We start from the raw sequence: 18,245 nt of genomic DNA, 5'->3' as shown, positions 1-18,245 counted from the left end.
GCTCGGCCACACGAGGTGACGATACGACCTCAAGTCATGTTGAGGTCAACTGTTTAAACGCCTGGTGAGCTGGTGGGAGAGTTCTTTCGCCAAACTACGCCCTTGACAAGTCGAAGAGAAGGTGAGTGGTTCGGGGCGGCCAGGGGTTCTTCGGAGAGCCGCCCAACGAAAGCAGAAACCCGGGCCGATTTGCCTTCTCATTGATGCATGAAACCCTCGACAAAGGGGAACCGATGGCGAACGCACAGTGAACGGCGGGCTCTCCAAAGCACCGCGAGCACAAACCTTCTTCGGATTTCTCCCGTCCCCAGCCACCGGCCACCACCCCGCCCCCGCACACCACCACAAGGCCCCGCATGCCGTACGGCGGAGCGACGGGTATCCCCGCGACGCCACCCTCCGGCGCGCGGGATTCGCGCCCGGAGGCGACCCGGCGGGGGATTCGCGCCTCGCCCGCGCCGGATCCGACCCCCGGCGCCAGGCTGCGGAGGAGGACCGTCGAGACAAGATGATCTTGAAATGGAAGGTTTCGGATAGACCATATAGCGACAGATATATACCCAGAACAGTCTCAGGATTCACTGCCTTCCCAACAGATAATCAGCAGTCTAATATCAGGTTTTATGTCTGGGTACGCGGCGGATTTACCGGGCACGCCTCTATGGCTGCCCGCTCCCTGGGAGGCCGTACCCGAGCATTCCTCTGACCGCTCCTCTACTCCGCTCCCGGCACCCCGGCGAAGACCCCGACCTGACCCGCCGCCGGACTGGGAACCGAAGAGGTTCGTGGCATTCAATCGACGGCGGCGGATACGGTCCGGGACCGGTTCGGTGGCTGTCACCCCATCGGTCGGCGCGCCTTTCGGAAAGCGGCTCCACCTTCCTGAGGAGGCACGGTCATGTTGAAGCCCTCACGCGCCACGGTGATCACCGGGGCTGTGGCGGTCGGCGTCTTCGGGGTCGGGGCCGGGGTGGGCGGTCTCGTCGCCGGCGGGTCCGACGAACCGGTGCGGAACGAGACGATGCGCCTGGCCGCGGGAACGTACCAGGTGGACACTCCGGACACCGTGCCCGCCACCGGCGACAAGATCACGATCTGCATGGTGACCACCGGGGACGGACGGGCCATCGCGTCGCAGGGCGGCGACTGCACCCCCCTGCCGGTGCTGGGAGCGGGCGCCGCCCAGGAGACTCCCACGGAGCCGGCCCCGGACCCCGGCGCACCGGACGACATCCCCCCGTCCGGCGAGGTCAACCCCCCGGTCCCCCTGCCGGAGCCCCAGCCGGACGAGACCCTGCCACCGGACGAGACCTGGCCGCCCGATGAGACGCCTCCCGATGAGACGCCGCCCGATCAAGCACCGCCCGACCAGGAGCCCGGCGCGACCCCGTCGCCCGATGACACCCTGCCGCCCGACCAGCAGCCGCCCGACCAGGAGCCGCTGCCCGAGCCCGGTGACCCTGATCCCGGCGAGCCGGTCGATCCGGCCCCGACATCCTCGGCCGGCCCGCCGGGATGCGTGCGCGCGCCGTCGGGCGCGCTGGTCGGCCCCGCCCTCCGCCCCTCCGGCCCCGAGGCGACCGGCCCCTCCTGCCCGGCGCCCACCACGACCGTGACCGCCACGCCGTACCCCTCCGGCAGGCAGACGCTCACCCCCGTCCCCACCCTGACCGGGTCCAGAACCGCCACCCCGACGAGGACGACGACCCGGCCGCCGACCGACGATCTGCCGGTCTTCCGCGACCCCGAACTCCTGCGGCGGGCGTACCAAGCGCTGGGCATGGACGGCACGACGCGGTACCTCGACAAGAACGGCGTCTGGGACCTGACCGTCGCCCCGCCCGGCACTCCCAAGTGCAAGAACTACACGGCCGCCGACCTGCGACAGCTCAGGTCGCCGGACAGCCGGCCGAGCACCCGGGCGCCCCTCCCCACCGGCGTCATCCCGCGCGACTCGTGCCTGTGGCCGGCCTTCATCCGCTGGCTGCTCGCCGACCCCGCCCAGGGCCAGCCCAGCAACTGGACGAAGTTCACCGGGCTGCCCGACCAGGAGGTGGAGGTCGAGGTACGCGATCCCGGGCAGATCGAACCGCGACCCGACGGGATCACCGGCACATGAGCGCGCCGACCGGATCCGGGAACCTGGTTCTCGGCCCTGGCCGGGGAGCGGAGTGGGTGAGCGCGCACGGCGCGCACCTGATGGACTACGCACGTCACCATCTGGACCCCGGGCAGGCGGTGACCTCGGTCGGCTCGGCCCTGGTCACCTGCCTGACGCGGGATGTCCAGGTGGAGACGGTCACCCCCCGCGCGCGGCTGCTCGCCGTACTGCGGAACGACTGTCTCGGGCGGCACGGGCCCGACTACGAGCCGGGCGCGGGGCCGGGCATGCCGGACGCGCGGTTGCTGGGGCGGGCGTGGCGGCTCGCGGACCCGCTGGGCACGGAGGCGCTGCGGCTGATGTACCGGCACGAACTGGGCGCCGACGATCTCGCCCATGTGCTGGCGCTGCCCGTGCAGGAGGCGAGCAGGCTCACCACCAGGACCCAGGACCTGATCGAGACGCTGGTCAGCGGTTTGGACTCGCTCACACACGGCCGTCCCACCTGCCCGGCGCTGTCGCCGCTCGCCCACCCGGTGTTCCTGGGCCCGCAGGCGCCCGAGCGGTTCGGCGAGGACCGGATGGCCCTGCTGACGCACATGGCCGAGTGCCACGACTGCCGCCGTCCGATCAACATCCGCTTCACCGTGCCGCAGATGATCTCCCACCCGCCGATCGAGCCGCTCCCCGCCGAGACCCGGCGACGCCTGCTCGACGTGCTTCCCGAACCGGCCGACCCCGCCTCGATCCCGACGGCGGGGATCACCCTCCCCGGCCGCACCCAGGACACCCCCCTCTACGACGCGCTGCGCTCCCAGGCGCGGGCCCGCGCCGAGCCCGCGCCCCTCCTCGGCGCCCCCGTCACCCACCTCGTCGAGCCGGAAGCCCGTCCGGAGGAGTTCACCCAACCCCAGCGCGTACGGCACGCGGAGCCGCGCACCCGGCGCCTGGACGCGGTCAGGCAGGTACGGCCGGCCACCGTCAAACTCGCGATCGTCGTGGTCGCCGGACTGTTCGGCCTGCTCGCCGGGGTGAACTTCCTCGGGCCCGCCACCATCGAGGAGGCGGCCCCGCAAGCCGCCGATCCCGACACCCTGACCGGGCGGCTGTCGATCCCGCAGGCCGTGTCCCTCGACGAATTCGGGCAGGGCACCATCACCCTCTCCATCTCGGGCGCCCCGCTGGAATGGCGGATCACAGCGCCCGGCCTGGAGGTGACCCCGGCCGGCGGAACGCTCGAACAGGGGACCACCCGGGTGATCACCGTGCGCGCCCTGCGGGTCCGCCAGTGGTGCGGCGCCCCGGCTCCGACGTCCGCGCCGCTGACGCTGCACGGACCCCACGACTCGATCACCACGACGGTGCGCTGGAGCACCTGTTGACTTTCGAAAGGACCTCTGGCCCATGACTGACACGTCTTCCCATATCCAGACCCCCGCGGAGGAGTACACCGACGGCGTCCCGCTGACCGCGGAACACCTGCTCACCAACCGGCGTCCCGAACCGGCGAACGGCTGGCGGCGGGTCGTCTGGCGGCTGTCAGGGCGCAGGTTCATCCCGGCGGAGTCGGCGGCGGAACTGGAGCGCCGCACCCTGATCGCCCAGGCCCAGATCCCGGTGGCCACCGGTCACCACCGGATCGCGGTGATGAGCCTCAAGGGCGGCGTCGGCAAGACCACCACGACCGCCGCGCTCGGCAACACGCTCGCCTCCCTGCGCGGCGACCGGGTGATCGCCGTGGACGCCAACCCCGACCGCGGCACCCTCGGCATCAAGGTCAAGTCGGAGACGGCCGCGACCATCCGCACCCTGCTCGCCGAGGCCGACCACATCGCCCGCTACGCCGACGCGCGGGCCTTCACCTCGCAGTCGCCCGCGCGGCTGGAGGTGCTCGCCTCCGACACCGACCCGGCCGTGAGCGACGCCTTCAACGCGGACGACTACCGGACCGTCGCCAGCCTCATCGAGCGCTACTACTCGATCTGCATCACCGACTGCGGCACCGGCCTGCTGCACGGCGCGATGGGCGCCACCCTGGAGCTGTCCGACCAGATCGTGCTGGTCAGCCTGGTCGCCGTGGACGGCGCCAGCTCCGCCGCCGCGACACTCGACTGGCTCACCGCGCACGGGCACGCCGACCTGGTCAAGAACGCCATCGTGGTGCTCAACGCCGTGGAACCCCGCTCCGACGTGGACGTCGACCTGCTGGAGCGGCACTTCGGGCACCGCTGCCGGACGGTGATCAGGGTCCCGTTCGACCCGCACCTGAAGGAGGGCGCGGAGGTCGACCTGGTACGGCTCAGGCCCGCCACCCGGGCCGCCTACCTGCGGCTGGCCGCCGCCGCGGGACAGGCGTTCAGTCAGCGGCCGAACCGGGGTCACTAGTGGGGTCGGTCACGGAGGATCCGGTATTCGACTGGGGTATCGGCAGGTCACGGCATGCCGTACGCCGGACGATCCTGATCGTCGTGGCTGTGGTCGTCGTGGCCGGCGGCCTCTGGCTCTTCCTGCGGCCGGCTTCCGGCGAGGGCGAGGGCGCGGGCGTGGGCGTGGGCGAACCCGGCGCGAGTGCGCCCGCCGCGGCTCCGGCCACCGTGACCCTCGCCCAGCCCTCCGGCCACCACGGCGAGGCGGGGTACCCGATCGGGTTTCCGCACACCGAACTCGGCGCGGCCTCGGCCGCCGCCGCCACGCTGGAGGCCGTGTGGACCCTCGATCCGGTGGCCGCCGAGCAGGCCGCCGCCCTCTACGCCCCGCCCGACCAGCGCGAGGCCGCCCAGGCGGGCGCAAAGGAGATCGCCCGCGGCTGGCGCGAGACCTTCGGCCTGCCCAAGGACGGGGCGCTTCCCGCCGGGGCGGCCATGCGCACGACCACGATCGGCGTCCAGTGGCGGGCCAAGACCGCCGACCAGATCCAGGTCTCCATCCTGGTCGAGGTGAAGGCCGCCAAGGGCACGGACGACACCGGCCCCGCGTACGCCAGCCCTTACGCCATGAACCTGCTGATGACCTGGAATCCCGACATTCGCGGCGGCGACTGGGTCAACATCCCCGACCCGCAGCCCGCGTCCATCCCCGCGGTGGCCAAGCCCGGCACCCCCGAATTCCGTACGGCCGGCTGGAAGCCGATCACCGGTCCCACTTCGTAGCAGCGTAGGAGACGTCCACTTGAAACCACGTAGCCACACCCGGCGCGTCACCCTGGTCTCCGGCCTTCTCCTGACGGGCATCTCCGCGGCGACCGGCGCGATCATCGCCCAGCCCTGGTCCGCGCACGCCGACCCCGTCCCCGGCGGCCTCGTCGAGCCGTTGCCGCCGCCCGAAGTGGTGCCCAGCTTTCCCCGGACCACCTTGGAACCCACCAGCGAACCGACCAAGGAACCGACCCGGGAGCCCACCCGCGAACCCACCCAGGAGCCGACCGAGAAGCCCTCCGAATCGGAACCCGCTCCGAGCAAGCAAGAGGTGACCGAACCGGAGGTCGCCAGCTCCCCCGTCCAGAGCGCCACTCCCACCGCCAAACCAGCCCAGAAACCGACCCCGGAACCCACCCCGCCGCCGGAGCCGACTCCCGAGCCCGAGTCCACGCCCAGCCACCCGAGCGTCACGGCGGCTCCCAAGCCGAACCCGACGCGGGAGAGGCCCACCAAACCGAAGACGCGCCCGACGAAGAAGCCCCCCACGTCCCCGAAGCAGAAGACCCCGAAGCCGACCGAGGATGCGAAGCCCAAGGCATCCCCGAAGCCCACCGCGGACGAGAAGCCCAGGACTCCTCCGAAGCCGCGTGAGGACACCAGGCCCAAGGCTCCACCGAAGCCCGAGGACACCAAGCCCCCGGCCACTCCCAAGCCCGCCAAGCCTGGGCGGACCGACCCGGAGCAGCCCGAGCAGGGGCAGCCGCGACCGGAGAAGGCCCAGCCCGCGCCCCCCGCCGAGACCGGGACCAAGACTGGGACCGTCTCCCCGACGGCCCCGCCCACCACACCGCCGACACCGGGACCGGCCCCCAGCGAAATCGTGCCGCCGAAGACCGCTCCGACCTCTCTGCCTCAGCAGCAGCAGCCGTCGGCGCCGGCGACCTCGGCCCCGCGCATCCTGGCGCAGGAGGCGCCCGCCGTCCGCCGGGTCGTCCCCGTGCCGCCGCTGGCCCGTCCGCCGGCCGCCGCGGCCTGCCTGCCGTACGACGCGGCGACCTGCTGGAGCCTCGCGCCCTGGCGTAGCCGTACCACCCCGTCCTTCGTGGCCCCCGTCCCGAAGCGGCAGGCCGTACCGCCGGCCAGCCCCAACTGGATCTTCGCGCCTCCCGTGGTGGCCACGGCCGTCCCCACGGCGACCCCGTCCGCGACCCCGGCGAGGACGGCCGCCCCGGCCGGCTGCTGGACCTTCAGCCCGTCCGCGCTCTGCGCCCGGTCCCAGGAGCGGCGGCCATGATCCCCCGCGCGCTCGCGCGCACCGCCGTGGCCGGCGCGGTCGCGACGCTCACCTGGACCACTCCCACCGTCGCCGAGGCCCGGACGACCGCCGGCACCTGTCCCGCCAACGCCAAGGGAGGGACCTGGGGCGCGCCCGTCTGGTGCGAGGAGTTCACGGACTATCTGAAGCCGGCCGACTGGACGGTCTACGACTCTCGCGGCCACGCGGGCAACGGCCGGCGCAGTCCCCGCCAGGCGCTGCTCGGCGGCGGCGCCCTCTGGCTGCACGGCAAGGCCGACGGCACGACGGCCGGGATCGCCACCAAACGCGCCCAGGTCTACGGGCGCTGGGAGGCCAGGATCCGCCTGTGGCCGGGGGCCGGCTCCTACCATCCGGTGGCCCTGCTGTGGCCGCAGCAGGGCGGCAGCGGCGTTCAGAGCAAGACCAGCGAGGAGATCGACTTCCTCGAAGTGATCAACGACCCGAAACGACGACGGCCGAACTTCTTCCTGCACACCGCCGACGGCCAGGAGCAGGCCCACGCGAACGTGGACATGACCAAGTGGCACACGTACGCGGTGGAGAACACTCCTGACGGTGTCGCCGGTTACATCGACGGGCAGGAGTGGTTCCGCTCGGCGAAATCGACCCGAAGTCCGATGTCGGCCTGTCTTCAGCTCGACTGGTTCCCCGGCGACGGCACACCGGGCGAGGCCTGGATGGAGGTGGACTGGCTGCGGATCTACGGCGCCCCCCGCTGAGGCGGGACGGCGGGCTTGATGTTGTGGTTGAGCCGGAACACGTTGCCGGGGTCGTAGCGGGCCTTCACTTCGGCCAGGCGCGTGTAGTTCTCCCGGCCGAGCCCGGCCACGACCCGTTCCTGTCCTTCGTCCCCGATGAAGTTGAGGTAGACGGCACCGCTCGCCCACGGCTTCAGGTCGGTGCGTACGGCGCTCGCCCATCGCCTGGCTTGCACGTCGTCGGCCGGCTTCTCCCACAGGCCCAGCGGGTGCACGACCCATTCCGCCTGCCGCCAGGGGATCGGGTAGCCGGACGGCCCGCGCCCGACCGCGCCGCCCATCGGGAGCAGCACCTGCTGCGACGGGGAGGGCACGATCATGTGCCCCGCGAGGTCGCAGAACGCGTCCACGGCGTTGTCGGGGAAGGCGTCGAGATGCTCGGCGGACCAGTAGTTGCGGTAGCCGGGCGGGTCGTCGAGCATGCACTGCAGGTCGGCATAGGGCAGCTCGGCGAGCATCTCGCCATCGTGGCCGAGCCGGCACAGCGGCTCGAGCACGCCGCGCGCCTCCTGCTCACCGCCCGTGTAGGTCACGATCACCGCGCAGACCAGACGGCCCACGAGATGCTCGGGGACGAACTCCTCCGGCGGTCCGGTGATGTAGAAGACCCCTCCGCCGACCTCGTCCGGAGCGGTCTCCATGAAGTCGCGGTAGGCGCGCACGACCTCGGGCCCCGCCTCCGGCCGCCACAGGAGCATGGCGATGGTCATCGCGGGCAGCGGGTGCAGCCTGAACGTGAACGAGGTCGCCACACCGAAGTTGCCGCCGCCCCCGTGCAAGGCCCAGAACAGGTCTGCGTTCTCGTCGTCGCTCGCCCGCACGACTTCACCGTCGGCGGTCACCACCTCGACGGCCAGCAGGTTGTCACAGGCCAGCCCGAACTTGCGCTCGATCCAGCCTGACCCGCCGCCCAGCGTGAAGCCGCCCACGCCCGTCGTCGACACCCGTCCGCCGGTCGTGGCCAGATTGTACGGCTGGGTCGCCCGGTCGAGCCGGCTCATCGGGGCGCCCCCGCCGACGTTCGCCGTACGGGCCGCCGGATCGACGGTCACCGTGTCCATCCGGCGCAGGTCGATGACGAGCCCGCCCTCGGTGACCGCCCGGCCGGCGACTCCGTGCCCGCCGCTGCGGACCGCGATCTCCAGGCCCAGGTCACGGGCGGCGCGAATCGCGAGGATGACGTCGTTCGGGTTCGCGCACCGGGCGATGATCGCCGGATGCCGGTCGATCATGCCATTGAAGATCGCCCTGGACTCGTCGTAGGACGGGTCGCCCGGCAGGACGAAGTCGCCCGCGAGGCGGCCACGGAACTCGGCGAGTGCCGGACTGCGGATGATGTCGGAGGTCATATCGGGTCCCCTCTTCACGAATGCGACCACAGGCCCGCGATGTGGACCCGTCTACCCTCCTGACAACGCAAGGGGACCTGTCGGCCGCGCTCATCGCCCACTCGTCGGATCAACCGGATGCGATCCCTATCTGGACGATCTGTGAAAGACGGGGAGGCTATTGGCACCGGCCGGCGGTCGCGACCGGCCTCCCCATCTCTTCACCGTACCCCTCGTCCCGGCGGCACACCCGAGCGGCCGCAAGGCTCCTGACCTGCTCTATTCGACGGTGAACGGCACACCCCGGAAGAGAGACCACATGCCTGACAGCAGGCTCATAGTGCTGGGCGAATGCGACGAACCCACCCAACCCAACGTTGCCCGTACGGCAAGCCACCCCCAAGCCACCCGCCGACCCCGGTGCCGGCCCGTGGGGCCAACGCTCCTCAGGCGCGCATGGCCACTCGCCGTTACGCCGCCCCACCACCCATCCCCTTCGGTTCACACCCACTCCCCTTCGGTTCACACCCACCGAGCCTGCTGACCACGGGTCTGGAACCGGAGAAGACGGCCGGCGGGCCAGGCGTAACGGTGCTCTGCCACCCTCGCCTGAGGAGCGTTGACCCCATAGGGCGGCACCAGCGGCGGCGGTTGGCGGCGAGGTGGCTTGCCGTACGGGCTCCACGTGTGGTCGGTGCGGGCTCCACGTGTGGCCGAATGGTCGGGCGGCGGGCGGCGGGCGGCGGGCGGCGGGCGGCGGGCGGCGGGCGGCGGGCGGAGCTTCCTGCAGGTGGGTGTGGCTGGTATAGGAGTAACTGGACGGTTCACGACCAAGGAGGCGGCGATGTCGGTGTTGAAGAGCCTGATCGACGGGATCAGGGGTGGCGCGGTGGAGGTGGTCGACCTGACCTCGCCGTTGACCCCGCAGACGCCGGTGCTCCAGCTTCCTGAGCCGTTCGGCAACACCATCCCGTTCCGGCTGGAGGAGATCAGCCGCTACGACGACCGGGGTCCGGCCTGGTACTGGAACGACATCCACACCGGCGAGCACACCGGCACTCACTTCGACGCCCCGGTCCACTGGGTCACCGCCAGGGACGGGCTCGACGTCTCCCAGGTCCCGGCGACCAGCCTTCTCGCGCCCGCCGTGGTGCTCGACTTCGCCGGGCGGGCCGCCGCCGATCCCGACTTCCTGCTGGAGATCGACCACGTCAGGGCATGGGAGAAGGAGCACGGGCCGCTGCCCGAGGGCGGCTGGCTGCTGTACCGCACCGGGTGGGACACCCGCTCAGACGACCAGGCCGACTTCCTCAACGCCGACGAGAACGGCCCGCACACGCCGGGCATCTCCGCCGAGTGCGCCCGGTGGCTGGCCGATCAGACGCCCATCCTCGGGCTGGGCGTGGAGACCGTGGGCACCGACGCGGGCGCCGCGCACTCCTTCGACCCGCCCTTCCCCTGCCACAGCTTCCTGCTCGGCGCGGGCAAGTACGGCCTCACCCAGCTCCGCAACCTCGACCGCCTGCCGGTGACCGGCGCCGTGGTGATCGCCCCGCCGTTGCCCATCGTGGGCGGCTCCGGCAGCCCGGTCCGCGTCCTGGCACTGGTCGAGCGATGATCGTCGCCGAGGCCGTCGGGCGCGCCCTCGCCGGGCTCGGCATCGACACCGTGTTCGGCGTGGTGGGCAGCGGCAACTTCCACGTCACCAACGCCCTCGTGGCGGCGGGCGCCAGATATGTCGCCGCCCGGCACGAGGGCGGGGCGGCCACCATGGCCGACGCCTACGCGCGCACCAGCGGCGGCGTCGGCGTGCTCTCCGTCCACCAGGGACCCGGCCTCACCAACGCGATGACCGGCATCGCCGAGGCCGCCAAGAGCCGCACCCCGCTGCTCATCCTGGCGGGTGAGGCCGGTGAGCCCACCTCCAACTTCCATGTCGACCAGGAGTCCCTGGTCACCGCCGTCGGCGCGATCTCCCTGCGGGTCCGCTCGGCCGCCACCGCCGTGCAGGACACCGAGCACGCCTACCGCGTCGCCCGCCACGACCGCCGCACGGTCCTGCTGAACCTCCCACTGAACATCCAGGGGCAGACGGTGGAGGAGCCCGACGACATGCGTCCACCGCCACCGGGCTCACCGGGCTCACCGGTGCCAGGCGGTGAGGGGGCCGTGGCTGACGCGACCACGACCGAGCGGACCGACGCGGAACCGACTGCGGCCGAGACCGTGGCGGAGCCGAGGCTGACGGAAGAAGCCGCGGCTGACGCGACCACAGCCGAGCGGACCAACGCGGAACCGACTACGGCCGAGACCGTGGCGGAGCCGAGGCCGACGGAAGAAACCGGGGCTGACGCGACCACGACCGAGCGGACCGACGCGGAGCCGACTGCGGCGGCGGAGGAGGCCGTGGCGGCGTTGGCCGGGTTGTTGTCGGAGGCGCGGCGGCCGGTGTTCGTGGCGGGGCGGGGGGCGCGGCAGGCGCGGGACGCTCTGCTGGAGCTGGCCGATGAGGCGGGGGCGCTGGTGGCGACCTCCGCCGTGGCCAGAGGGCTGTTCAAGGGCAGCCCGTGGGATCTCGACGTGAGCGGCGGGTTCGCCTCGCCGACGGCCGCCGAGTTGATCGCCGGCGCCGACCTGATCGTCGCCTGGGGCTGCGCGCTCAACATGTGGACGACCCGGCACGGCGCGTTGATCGGCCCGGACACCAGGGTCGTCCAGGTCGACCTGGACGCCGACGCGATCGGCAGGCACCGGCCGGTCCACCTCGGCGTGCCGGGCGACGTCCGGCAGGTCGCCACCCAGGTCACCCGCCACCTGGCCGCCACCGCCCCGGCCCGGCCGGAAGGGGAACGCGGCTACCGTACGGCGGAGCTGGCCACGCGGATCGCCACGGAGGTCCGCTGGCGCGACGTGCCGTACGAGGACGCGAGCACGCCGGGCCGGATCGACCCGCGGACCCTGTCCATCGAGTTGGACGACCTGCTCCCCGAGGACCGGGTCGTCGCCGTCGATTCCGGAAATTTCATGGGATACCCGTCGATGTTGCTGTCCGTCCCTGACGAGCGCGGGTTCTGCTTCACCCAGGCGTTCCAGTCGATCGGGCTCGGCCTGGCCACCGCGATCGGGGCCGCCCTCGCCCAGCCGCACCGGCTCCCGGTGGCGGCGCTGGGCGACGGCGGCGCGCTGATGGGCGTCGCCGAACTGGAGACGGTCGTACGTCTCGGCCTGCCGATGGTGATCGTGGTCTACGACGACGAGGCGTACGGCGCGGAGGTGCACCATTTCGGGCCCGGCGGCCATCCACTCGACACGGTGACCTTCCCGCCCGTGGACATCGCCGCCATCGCGCGCGGCTTCGGCTGCGAAGGGGTGACCATCCGCGAACGGGCCGACCTCGCGGCGGTGGCCGCCTGGGTGCGCGGCCCACGGACACGTCCCCTGCTGCTCGACGCCAAGGTGACCGCCGACCGACCCGCCTGGTGGCTGGAGGAGGCGTTCAGAGGCCACTGAACGAACAGGTCCCCACGGGCTCAAGTACGTGCCGGGCAAACATCCGCACCGGTGGGAGACTCGACGCGGAAGCCATGCGCTGCGAGCCGGTCAGCAGCACCCGCCACCGATGCGATCACGGGTCTGAACCAGCGAACACGTCAAACGAGCCAGGCGAAACGGCGCTCGGCCACCCACGCCTGAGGAGCGTTGACCCCGCAGGGCGTCACCAGCGACGGCGGGAGGTGCCTCGGTGGCATGCCGTACGAACTAGCGCAGGGTCCTGCAGCCGTCAGCGCTCGAGCATCGCCACGGCGACCTCGCCGGCCGCTGTGTCCGGGATGTCAGTCCCCATCTCGTCGAGCACGAGCAGACGTGCACCGGGGATCGCCGTGGCAAGCGCCTCGCCGTTGCCCACGGGGAAGAACGGGTCGTTGCGCCCATGCACGACGAGTGTCGGCAGCGCGAGATCGCCCAGGCGCTCGCGCCACCGCGGCGCGCAGTCGAGCCGGGCGAACACCATCCCGAGCTGATTCGCCTGCTGCACCGCCGGTTCGGTCGACGGCGTGCGGTCCCAGATCCGGGCCGCGGTCGCGCGTGCCTGCTCCGGGTCGTTGCCGAGCAACTGCGCGCCGTCAGCGGCGAACGCTGCGACCGCTGTCCGGTCGGTCCAGTCAGGCATGGGGTGGGAGAACATCGCCTCCATCGTCGCCGCGTCGTGGTCCGGCAGATCGTCGTCGACGGGGCCGGGCGCGACCGGCCGCGTGCCCACCAGGGTCAGCGCCGAGAACACATCCGGATGGTCGAGCGCGGCGACCTGAGCGACCATCCCGCCGACGCCGACGCCGCCGAGGTGGGCCGTCGCGGCGCCGAGAGCACCGACGAGCGCCGCCGCGTCGGCGGCGAGATCGCGCAGGCTGTATGCCGGCGCCTCCGGGTCCAGGGTTGTCGACGCTCCGCAGTCGCGCAGGTCGTAGCGGACCACCCGTCGCCCGCCCGCCGCGAGCCGCTCGCACACCGCATCCGGCCAGGAGAGCATGGTGGTTCCGCCGGCCAGCAGCACGAGCGGATCGGTATCGCGACCGAAGGTCTCGATACCGAGTTCGACGCCGTTCGCCCGCTGTGAGGTCATACGTCACCGTACCAACGCACGCGCCTGCGGGGTGGTCGTACGACGCCTCGCCCCGCTCCCGGGGGCACGCGTCCCCTGCTGGTCGACGCCAAGGTGACCGCCGACCGACCCGCCTGGTGGCTGGAGGAGGCGTTCAGGGGGCACGGAACGAGCAAAGTCCCCAAGGCGGCTCGGTCACCGCCATGGGCGGTGGACGATCTTCTTCACGGAACGGCCGGGGTAGACGACGATCAGGTGCTCCTCGCCGGGCGCGTAGGAGTCGTCCTCGTCCTCCTCGAACGTGCGGGCGTAGACGCGCATCCGGTAGCGGCCGGGGCCGTCGACGGCCAGGTTGGGCAGCGGCTCGAGCGTCCCGCTGTCACCGCCCTCGGGGTACGGCGGCACGACCAGGCGGCCGCTGCGGCTGACGACGCCCACCTCGACCACCTGGTCCCAGCCCTTTAGCCGGAGCGGCGGGGCGGCGCGGAACGCCTTGACCGTGAGGCACATCGGCTCGTTCTCGCCGTAGGTCGTGATGGCGGCGCTGCTGCCGGCGGCGTCGATGAACCCGTCGTCGATGGCCTTGAAGATGTCGCCGCCCGCGCCATCGGTGTCGTCGCGGTCGTCGAGGACGGCGTAGCCGCCCCCTTCGAAGAGCAGGTACGCGGCCGTGCCCTGCCGCCTGGCTCGCAGCTTCGGCCAAGGGTCGGCGCATCGGGCGTTCATCTCGGCCATCTCGGCCTCCCACCTGGCTACGCTGCGCGCCTCGTCCACCCGCTGCTGGGCGGCGACGCCGGGGCACAGGAACTCCAGGGCGCCGCTGAGCTCACCCGCCTCCGCCGACCCGCCGGCCCGCCGGAGCAACTCCTGCCGCTCCTCGACGCCGGGCACCGCGCACAGTTCCTCGCCGTACGCCATGACGCGCTGGTCCGGCAGGTCCTCCGGGAACATCGCCATCCCCGCATGGGTGTAGTCCCTGGCGAGGCAGAGGAACGCCTGCCGCCGGTCTTCCGGCCGGGTGTCGGCGTAGGACCGGATCCGTTCGCGGCAGCCCTCGTCCGCGCTGGTGAAGCTGAACCGGGCGTCTTCCTCGGCTCCGACCATGAGGAGCGGCAGCACCAGCGCGACGGCGACGAACAGCCGCGGCCTGCGGCCGGTGGCGGGCCGAACGGCGGTTTCAACGGCGGACAGGCCGACGGGCCTGGCGAGCTCGTGCGCGGTGCGCGCCAGCCACGCCGTGGTGAACACGTCGAGCGCGCTCACCACGAGCCCCGGGCCGCCGAACAGCCACGCGTTCTGGAAGGCGAGGCTGAGCACGGGGACGGCCAGCGGGGCGACGAGCGCGATCAGCCCGATGCCAATCGTGGCGCTGCTCCACCGCCCGTCGCGGCGCTGTCCGATGAGGATCATCACTCTCCAGCCGAGGCTCGCCAGTCCCAGCAGGCTGATCACCTGGGGGCCGGGGCCGTCGGGGAAGAACAGCAGCACTGGAGTCAGCACGCTGATCAGGCCGAGCGCGAGGGCGATCGCCCGGAACCGGGCCGAGACCCCGGAGACGACCCGCACCAGCAGGATCACCGTGGCGGCCCACACGACCAGGCTCGCGGCGTACTCCACGGTGTCGGACAGCTCTTCGACGAGTTCCCAGAGCAGCAGGTCGCCGGCTATGCCCGCATAAAGCAGGCGCCGCAGCCAGACAACGCTGCGCGGCAACCCTCCGGCGCGCGGCAGCGCGGGGCCGCGCAGCACCTGCCACAGCATCCACGCGTTGAGTCCGCAGATCCCGGTGAGCAGGGGCCCCACCCAGTCTCCCTGCGCGGAGAGGCCCCACATCGAGGCCGTCGCGGCCACCGACAGCGCCGACAGGTCGCCGGACACCGCGGCGAACACCGCGGCAGCGGCCACGGCAGCCAGATAGAGCGCGACGACGACGACGGTTACGCGCCCGAAGCGGTAGCGGCCGGTGGCGGCCCATAATCGAGTAACGATGCTGATGATCTTAGCTGCGTGTCCCCTACGCCCGTTCCGTCATGTTGGCCATGCACGCCGCGCGAATTCTTGAGAAGGTCCACTCCGTCGCCGCTGGAGCTTGCTCTCAGTCGCGAGCGCCGCTGCCTTGTTCAGTGACGCCAGACGCCAGGGAAGGTGGCTTCCGCTGGGACCTGAACCGGAGCACATGGCCGGCGGGCCTGCCGAAACGGCGCTCAGCCACCCTCGCTGGAGGAGCGTTGACCCCACGGGGCTGCACCGGCGACGGCGAGAGGGGTCAAGGTGGCTTGCCGTACGGGCTCCGACGGGGACGGCACCGGCGGGGGGGGTCGGTCAGGCGGTGGGTTCGTCGAGGTGCGATGGGCAGGAACACGCGGTCCATCCGTCCGGCATTGTGCCGAGGTCGTCGTCGTGCCCGGCCCGGATCCGCGACCACTGGGCGGTCGGGCGGCCGTCCAGCCGAAACTGGCCGCCTTGGGAACCCCAACGCTGTGGCCAGCCCTCCGGCGAGTCCTCCCAGAACTCCTGCCGGCCGTAGGCGGTCAGATCCAGCAGTCCGTACGACGGTGCCATCAGTTCGTTGCCGCGGCCGGTGGTCCAGTAGGTCTCGTAGACTTTGTCATCGTTTCGGAGATAACTGACCAGGATGCCGAAGTGCCGATCTGCGATCAACCGGTCCACGGCGTCCTGCGGCACCGAGTACCAGGGAACCGTCCAGCCCATGAAGTCGCGATACCGCGAGCTCTCCTCGTACGGCCCCTGACAGAAGGTCGCGTAGCTCACGTCCCGCGAGTGCAGATAGGACAGCTCGTTGATGTGGGTCGTGGAGAAGGTGCAGCCCTCGCACTGCTCCGCGGCGGGCCTGCCGGTGTGCCACATCTGGAAGTAGGCGATCAACTGGGACCGACCGTCGAAGATGTCGATCAACGGAACCGTCCCGTCCGCTCCGATCAGCGGAGTCTGCGGATCGACTTCGACCATCGGGAGGCGGCGTCGGGCGGCGGCGATCGCATCGCCCTCGCGGGTGTGGGCCTTTTCTCGGCCCCGAAGCCGGTCCAGTTCGGTCTGAAACGCGGCCCGGTCGGTGACCGGGGGCCTGGCCGCGTCGCGGATCGCTGAAACGTCGGGTTCGGTGGGCTGGTTGGTCATGACGAAATCCCTTCTTGTAATACCGGTGCAGGAACATCGCAAGACTGCCGCTCCACCGTACAAACGTTGTTGTCTCCGACAGCCTCGATCCCAGAGAAGGGCACCTGCCTTGTACGTGCGAGAAACCGGTAATGCCGCTGGTCCTGTCCTGCTGCTCATCCACGGCGGCGGCGTCGCCGGCTGGATGTGGGATGCGCAGATCGACCACTTTGGACCGCGCTATCGCGTTCTTGTGCCTGATCTTCCCGGTCACGGCCACAGCCATGATGTGGCCTTCACGACGAGCGCGGCGGTTGTCGCCGAGCTCGCCGCTTACCTCGGGCGGTTCCCTGCCGGCACGGACGTCACTGTGGCAGGCTTTTCGCTCGGCGCACAGCTTGCGCTCGAACTGGCCGCTTCCCATCCCGAGGTGGTCACACGCGTGGTCATCACCAGCGCGCTGACTCAGGGCATACCGTTGCCGAGCCTGAGCCACTGGCTCGTCGGGCTCACCGCACCGCTCGCCCGGCAGACATGGTTCGCCAAGCTCCAAGCGAAGTCGCTCTACATCCCGGACGATCTCCTCGACGACTACATCCGCACCTCGAAGACCCTGCCCAGGGAGAGCCTGATCGCGCTGACCCGGGCGAATGCCGAGTTCCGCACGTCATCGGCTTGGCGCCGGTTCCCCGGAGCTGTCCTGCTTCTGGCCGGAGCGAAGGAACCACGAGCGCTCCGAGAGGGGATGCGGCAGCTCGACCATGACCACTCGAAGAGCGAGCTGATCATTCACGAGCACGCAGGCCACGGGCTGCCGCTGCAATACCCCGAGTGGTTCAATGCACGCGTCGAACGCTGGATTCGCGCCAATCTCGCATGAACCGCCGAGATCATCGTGCAGCGCCCCTGCGAACACCAGGTCATCGTGACGCACGGTGGCTCGCTGACATTCGTGGTGGCGTCCTGGATCAAGATGCCGATCAAGGCGGTCGGCCATGCCTATTTCCGGGTGCCATCCGGCAGCATCACCACGCTGCGCGAAGCCGATGAGCCGTCCCTCGCTTAAAAGTCAACGACGTTGCAAAGCGAGCAGCTCTGAGACCGTGACGAATCGGTATCCCTGATCACGGAGGCCCATGACCAGGCCTTTGATGGCCTCGCGAGTGTTCCGGCCGCTGGCGTACCACGGGTGGAGCAAGATGATTGATCCTGGCCTCGTCTCCTCGCGCACCGCCGTGACGATCTCGGCGGCGGTGGGGGTGGTACCGGAGTCCGGCTCCACGTCCCACATGACCGTGTGCCTCTGGTTGCCGGCCAGATACAGCGGTAGGACAAGCAATTTCTTGCCCGTCGGCGGACGGAACAGGATCTCGCCGCGCTGCCCCGCCGTTCGGATGGCCGCATCAGTGCGCTCAACCTCGCTCGCCACGGTGGATGGGGAGACGAACACCATCCGCCGATGGGTGTAGGTGTGGTTGGCGAGCTCATGCCCCTTGCCGACCAGCGCCTGCGCGTCCTGCGGCCGGGCCTCGACCTGGGAGCCGACGACGAAGAACGTCGCGCGGACGCGCTGCTCGGCAAGGATGTCGATGATCTCGGGGGTGTGCTCGTCAGGGCCGTCGTCGAAGGTCAGGGCGACGACCTTCTCGTCGGTCGCCACGCGGTCGGTCAGCTCTCCTGCCAGTTGTAAGGTCCGCGCGTTCATCAGCTGATACAGGCCCACCGCTCCCAGGAGGAGGATGGCGAGAAGGGCCGCAAGAAGCTTGAGCCATCTTCTCCGCACGGTCGTTGCTGCTGCATTCATGAGTGATCATGGAACCACATGCCCGGGAACCCTGTAGCCGCGTCCACACAACCAAGGGCGGGAGCCGGCCACGCAGTCAAGT

15 protein-coding genes are annotated in these 18,245 nt (G+C 71.0%); 10 read left to right on the top strand and 5 right to left on the bottom strand.

What is annotated here, in order from left to right; all coding sequences use genetic code 11:
* Window positions 1-898: 898 nt before the first annotated feature.
* The 6 genes from MBA17_RS21315 (at window position 899) to MBA17_RS21290 (ending at window position 7,275) form a co-directional block, all read left to right on the top strand.
* The gene (locus MBA17_RS21315; RefSeq protein ID WP_238498274.1) at window positions 899-2,119 is read left to right on the top strand and encodes a hypothetical protein; all 1,221 of its coding nucleotides are present in this window, start codon (window positions 899-901) and stop codon (window positions 2,117-2,119) included.
* The gene (locus MBA17_RS21310; protein ID WP_238498273.1) at window positions 2,116-3,483 is read left to right on the top strand and encodes a hypothetical protein; all 1,368 of its coding nucleotides are present in this window, start codon (window positions 2,116-2,118) and stop codon (window positions 3,481-3,483) included. Before MBA17_RS21315 ends, MBA17_RS21310 begins: the two co-directional genes overlap by 4 nt.
* A gap of 22 nt (window positions 3,484-3,505) precedes the next feature.
* Window positions 3,506-4,486 (top strand): MinD/ParA family ATP-binding protein, encoded by a 981-nt coding sequence (locus tag MBA17_RS21305; protein WP_455432811.1) that lies wholly within the window; start codon window positions 3,506-3,508, stop codon window positions 4,484-4,486.
* A gap of 83 nt (window positions 4,487-4,569) precedes the next feature.
* Complete coding sequence (locus MBA17_RS21300; protein WP_238498272.1) at window positions 4,570-5,250, top strand: hypothetical protein; 681 nt, start codon at window positions 4,570-4,572, stop codon at window positions 5,248-5,250.
* A 19-nt stretch (window positions 5,251-5,269) separates the two neighbouring features.
* The gene (locus tag MBA17_RS21295; RefSeq protein ID WP_238498271.1) at window positions 5,270-6,532 is read left to right on the top strand and encodes a hypothetical protein; all 1,263 of its coding nucleotides are present in this window, start codon (window positions 5,270-5,272) and stop codon (window positions 6,530-6,532) included.
* Window positions 6,529-7,275, top strand: a complete 747-nt coding sequence (locus tag MBA17_RS21290) for a glycoside hydrolase family 16 protein (RefSeq protein ID WP_238498270.1) — start codon at window positions 6,529-6,531, stop codon at window positions 7,273-7,275. The genes MBA17_RS21295 and MBA17_RS21290 overlap by 4 nt, the downstream gene beginning before the upstream one ends.
* Here the strand turns inward: MBA17_RS21290 and MBA17_RS21285 are convergent.
* Window positions 7,257-8,663 (bottom strand): FAD-binding oxidoreductase, encoded by a 1,407-nt coding sequence (locus tag MBA17_RS21285; protein ID WP_238498269.1) that lies wholly within the window; start codon window positions 8,661-8,663, stop codon window positions 7,257-7,259. The two genes, MBA17_RS21290 and MBA17_RS21285, sit on opposite strands and share 19 nt — an antisense overlap.
* Window positions 8,664-9,336: 673 nt before the next feature.
* Here MBA17_RS21285 and MBA17_RS21280 point away from each other — a divergent pair.
* The gene (locus MBA17_RS21280) at window positions 9,337-10,260 is read left to right on the top strand and encodes a cyclase family protein (RefSeq protein ID WP_238498268.1); all 924 of its coding nucleotides are present in this window, start codon (window positions 9,337-9,339) and stop codon (window positions 10,258-10,260) included.
* The gene (locus MBA17_RS21275; RefSeq protein WP_238498267.1) at window positions 10,257-12,152 is read left to right on the top strand and encodes a thiamine pyrophosphate-binding protein; all 1,896 of its coding nucleotides are present in this window, start codon (window positions 10,257-10,259) and stop codon (window positions 12,150-12,152) included. The genes MBA17_RS21280 and MBA17_RS21275 overlap by 4 nt, the downstream gene beginning before the upstream one ends.
* Before the next feature lie 271 nt (window positions 12,153-12,423).
* Here MBA17_RS21275 and MBA17_RS21270 read toward each other — a convergent pair whose 3' ends face one another.
* The 3 genes from MBA17_RS21270 to MBA17_RS21260 all read right to left on the bottom strand — a co-directional run bounded on the left by MBA17_RS21270 (window position 12,424) and on the right by MBA17_RS21260 (window position 16,380).
* Entirely contained in the window at window positions 12,424-13,263 is an 840-nt protein-coding gene (locus MBA17_RS21270) for an alpha/beta fold hydrolase (protein ID WP_238498266.1), read from the bottom strand.
* A 174-nt stretch (window positions 13,264-13,437) separates the two neighbouring features.
* On the bottom strand, window positions 13,438-15,147 hold the full coding sequence (locus MBA17_RS21265; protein WP_238498265.1) for a TgpA N-terminal domain-containing protein: 1,710 nt from the start codon (window positions 15,145-15,147) through the stop codon (window positions 13,438-13,440).
* 417 nt (window positions 15,148-15,564) lie between these two features.
* Window positions 15,565-16,380 (bottom strand): DUF899 family protein, encoded by an 816-nt coding sequence (locus MBA17_RS21260; RefSeq protein WP_238498264.1) that lies wholly within the window; start codon window positions 16,378-16,380, stop codon window positions 15,565-15,567.
* 115 nt (window positions 16,381-16,495) lie between these two features.
* Between MBA17_RS21260 and MBA17_RS21255 the strand changes: the two genes are divergently transcribed.
* Together MBA17_RS21255 and MBA17_RS21250 are read left to right on the top strand one after the other, a co-directional pair.
* Complete coding sequence (locus MBA17_RS21255; RefSeq protein ID WP_238498406.1) at window positions 16,496-17,239, top strand: alpha/beta fold hydrolase; 744 nt, start codon at window positions 16,496-16,498, stop codon at window positions 17,237-17,239.
* Window positions 17,240-17,254: 15 nt separating this feature from the next.
* Entirely contained in the window at window positions 17,255-17,425 is a 171-nt protein-coding gene (locus MBA17_RS21250) for a histidine phosphatase family protein (RefSeq protein WP_238498263.1), read from the top strand.
* Between the two features lie 3 nt (window positions 17,426-17,428).
* Here the strand turns inward: MBA17_RS21250 and MBA17_RS21245 are convergent, their stop codons facing one another.
* A complete protein-coding gene (locus tag MBA17_RS21245; RefSeq protein WP_238498262.1) occupies window positions 17,429-18,163 on the bottom strand; it encodes a polysaccharide deacetylase family protein in 735 nt (244 codons plus the stop codon).
* Between the last annotated feature and the right edge of the window lie 82 nt (window positions 18,164-18,245).

The organism is Dolomitihabitans soli (assembly GCF_022213955.1).
Classification (GTDB): domain Bacteria; phylum Actinomycetota; class Actinomycetes; order Streptosporangiales; family Streptosporangiaceae; genus Streptosporangium_A; species Streptosporangium_A soli.
The sequence above is the reverse complement of the archived record's forward strand: the minus strand, read 5'-3'. Positions and strand labels throughout refer to the sequence as shown.

Coding starts and splice junctions, on each gene's coding strand:
- MBA17_RS21245 (WP_238498262.1), bottom strand. CDS start 18,163: ATGAATGCAGCAGCAACGACCGTGCGGAGAAGATGGCTCAAGCTTCTT.
- MBA17_RS21310 (WP_238498273.1), top strand. CDS start 2,116: ATGAGCGCGCCGACCGGATCCGGGAACCTGGTTCTCGGCCCTGGCCGG.
- MBA17_RS21315 (WP_238498274.1), top strand. CDS start 899: ATGTTGAAGCCCTCACGCGCCACGGTGATCACCGGGGCTGTGGCGGTC.
- MBA17_RS21270 (WP_238498266.1), bottom strand. CDS start 13,263: ATGACCTCACAGCGGGCGAACGGCGTCGAACTCGGTATCGAGACCTTC.
- MBA17_RS21285 (WP_238498269.1), bottom strand. CDS start 8,663: ATGACCTCCGACATCATCCGCAGTCCGGCACTCGCCGAGTTCCGTGGC.
- MBA17_RS21305 (WP_455432811.1), top strand. CDS start 3,506: ATGACTGACACGTCTTCCCATATCCAGACCCCCGCGGAGGAGTACACC.
- MBA17_RS21290 (WP_238498270.1), top strand. CDS start 6,529: ATGATCCCCCGCGCGCTCGCGCGCACCGCCGTGGCCGGCGCGGTCGCG.
- MBA17_RS21260 (WP_238498264.1), bottom strand. CDS start 16,380: ATGACCAACCAGCCCACCGAACCCGACGTTTCAGCGATCCGCGACGCG.
- MBA17_RS21275 (WP_238498267.1), top strand. CDS start 10,257: ATGATCGTCGCCGAGGCCGTCGGGCGCGCCCTCGCCGGGCTCGGCATC.